Here is a 2,797-nt window from a genome sequence, read left to right as displayed (position 1 = left end):
CGTCAATCCTCCCGCTCACAAGCAAAATTGAATCAGCAGATCAGCCCTCGATCAAGCAAGAGTTTTTCAACAAAATAGGCGTAAAGGGGATGTTGGTTAACAGAACAGGCACAGCGCACGTCGCCTGATGACATTTGCCGCGCCTCTGATGCACCTGGCATTAAGGCCCTGCTTGGTGTCGAGGGCTCATCACACAGGCCGTTGCATAATTCTTATGCAACACCACCCGAGTACGTGGCGGGGCTTGTCGACAAGTATATGCTGCTCGACAGGCTTATGCGGGTGTTTGTCGAAATCGGGATGCACAGGATAAAGAAGCTGCAGGCCACGATGGAGTCGATGCCTGTGGGCGGCAAGATCCGCGTCGATAACATTGCGATGAAACGCCCGTGGGAAACGCCAGCAACGGTGCACTGAACTTATTATGGTGCTACCATAAAAAAGCCCTGAGTTAACGCTTGGGGCTTTTTGCGTAAGTGGCCAAAGGACATACAAAGGGAATACGTTTTTACAAATTCGCACATAACCAGTTAAAAATGACGTTCCACACGGGCTTCACAGGCCTGTCACAAAGCACCGACAGTTTGCCAGTATTGGCGAAACACCGAGATTCGCCCCGACTTAACCATTTCAGGAGCGTGATGCAGATGGACCGCACTACCATCATTCAAGACCCGGACTATGGAAACAAGGCCGAAGCCTTCGAGGCCTTCGACGACATCCCGACCAACCCCAACCTGGACCGCACCATTGGTGACGTGATCAACGCCCGCTATGGCCGCCGTGATGTCTTGCGCGGCATGCTGGGCGTCTCGGCGACCACCGCCTTGTTCGGAACGTCGGCCCTGATCGCCCCGCGCGCGGCGCAGGCCGCCAGTGCAAGCCGCTATGTGTTCAACGAACTGACCTGGGGAAATGACGAGCGTCACCACATCGCCGACGGCTATGATGCCGATGTGCTGCTGCGCTGGGGTGATCCGATCACCGCGGATGCACCTGAATTTGACGTGATGAATCAGACCGCCGAGGCCCAGCTCAAGCAGTTCGGCTATAACAACGACTATGTCGGCTTCTGGCCTCTCAATGATGACGCAACACGCGGTGTGCTCTGCGTGAACCACGAATACACCAATGAAGAGGTGATGTTTCCCGGTCTCGGCCGTCAGGATCGTGTGGCTTTCGAGGGCATGACCAAAGAGCTGGTCGACATCGAAATGGCCGCCCATGGCGGAACCGTGGTCGAGATCGCCAAAGACGATGCCGGAAAGTGGTCGCTGGTCCGAGACAGCGCGCTGAACCGGCGCATCTCACCGCTGAACACTGTGATGACCCTGTCCGGACCTGCGGCGGGTCATGACAGGCTCAAGACAAGCGCGGATCCCACAGGCACCACGGTAATCGGCACGATCAACAACTGCGCCGGCGGGATGACCCCATGGGGTACCTACCTGATGGCCGAGGAAAACTTCCACGGCTATTTCTGGACCGATGTGCTGGACGGCGAAGGCAATCCGGATGTATCGGCGCAACCCGAGGCGATCTCGATGCGGCGCTATGGTGTGCCCGGACGGTGGTACAACTGGGGTCAGCATCACGACCGCTTCAACATCGACAAGGAACCCAACGAATCCAACCGCTTTGGCTATATCGTCGAAGTCGATCCGTTCAATCCCGATGCGCCTCCGGTCAAACACACCGCGCTGGGACGCTTCCGCCATGAAGGTGCCGAAACCACCATCTCCTCGGATGGCCGTCTGGTCATCTATTCCGGCGACGACAACCGGTTCGACTATCAATACAAATGGGTTTCCGCCCAGGTCGTCACCGAAGAGAACGCGGTCTTTGGCTCGTCCCTGCTCTCCGAGGGCACGCTCTATGTGGCACGATTCAACGAGGACGGCACGATCGACTGGCTCGCCCTTGTGCATGGCGAAGGCCCGCTCACGGCCGAGAACGGGTTCAACTCGCAGGCCGATATCGCCATCGACACGCGCCTGGCCGCTGATCTCCTTGGAGCCACGCCCATGGATCGCCCGGAAGACGCACAACCACGCGGGGATGGGACAGCCTATATCATGCTGACCAACAACTCGCGGCGCACAGAGGACCAGGTCGACGCTGCAAACCCCCGCGCAGACAGCCGTTTCGGTCACATCATCGAAATCAAGGAAGACGGCGGCAACCATGCGGCGACGAAAGGCACATGGTCCATCCTGGTGCTGTGCGGAGACCCGGCGATTGCCGAGGTCGGCGCGAAATGGAACCCAGAAACCTCGGAAAACGGCTGGTTCGGCTCCCCCGACAATTGCGCGATAGATGCCGATGGCCGCCTCTGGATCTCGACCGACCAGGGGACTGGCTGGGGCCGGACGGGCAAATCCGACGGGCTCTACTCACTGGAGACCGAAGGAGAACTGCGCGGCCATTCCAAACTGTTCTTCCGCTGCCCCGTGGGCGGAGAGCTCTGCGGACCCTACTTCACCCCGGACAGCGAAACGCTGTTCCTTGCAGTGCAGCACCCCGGTACAGACGGCACAAAAGACCTCAAGGGCTTTGAGAGGGATTCAACCTTTGAAGATCCCGCCACACGCTGGCCGGATTTCGACCCCGCCATGCCCCCGCGCCCCTCGGTGGTGGTGGTCACGAAACAGGGCGGTGGCAAGATCGCGGTCTGAGAGCCTGATTTGAAACTATTTGAGTGAGTTCAGTCACTTGTGATTCTGTTCGGTTGTAAGGCTGAATGGAGATCACAATGGCTTGGACTGAACTCACCCGTCGTCAACATGCCCGACAAGGC

2 protein-coding genes are annotated in these 2,797 nt (G+C 58.3%); both read left to right on the top strand.

Annotated elements, in window-relative coordinates; genetic code table 11:
* Positions 1-234: 234 nt before the first annotated feature.
* Positions 235-417, top strand: a complete 183-nt coding sequence (locus WAO69_RS10250) for a hypothetical protein (RefSeq protein ID WP_422178692.1) — start codon at positions 235-237, stop codon at positions 415-417.
* 230 nt (positions 418-647) lie between these two features.
* Positions 648-2,675, top strand: coding sequence for a PhoX family protein (locus tag WAO69_RS10245; RefSeq protein ID WP_422178690.1), 2,028 nt, complete (start codon positions 648-650; stop codon positions 2,673-2,675).
* Positions 2,676-2,797: the final 122 nt, after the last annotated feature.

It is taken from the genome of Aestuariivita sp. (assembly GCF_049276915.1).
In the GTDB taxonomy this organism is placed as follows: domain Bacteria; phylum Pseudomonadota; class Alphaproteobacteria; order Rhodobacterales; family Rhodobacteraceae; genus Aestuariivita.
The sequence above is the reverse complement of the archived record's forward strand: the minus strand, read 5'-3'. Positions and strand labels throughout refer to the sequence as shown.

What these genes read in the sequence shown, in the direction of transcription:
- WAO69_RS10245 (WP_422178690.1), top strand. Translation starts at nt 648, where the DNA reads ATGGACCGCACTACCATCATTCAAGACCCGGACTATGGAAACAAGGCC.